At 59.2% G+C, this 233-nt stretch carries 1 protein-coding gene; it reads left to right on the top strand.

Annotated elements, in window-relative coordinates; translation table 11 throughout:
- A partial coding sequence (locus tag ACZ3HH_RS31215; RefSeq protein WP_465810614.1) for a DUF302 domain-containing protein occupies nucleotides 1–225 on the top strand: 225 nt, incomplete at its 5' end.
- Nucleotides 226–233 lie beyond the last annotated feature (8 nt).

The following is a 233-nucleotide window of genomic DNA, read 5'->3' as shown; positions in this document are numbered from 1 at the left end:
CCGCTCATCGCTATCACCATGATGCAGCACCACATCGAGGCGGGGCTCGACGTACCTGTGCGTCTTTCGATCTACGAGCATCCAGACGGCAAGGTGCGTCTCGTCTTCAATACGCCGTCGAGCCTCATGAGTGGGCTCAAGAATGTTGAAGTCGAGGCCGCCGCGCTAAAGCTGGATGCCAAGATGATGGCGCTGGGCGAAGTCGTGACTGGGGCAAAGGCCTAACGGTACGG

The organism is Pseudomonas sp. PME37.24/025 (assembly GCF_055556615.1).
This window is presented reverse-complemented; position numbering and strand designations above follow the sequence as displayed.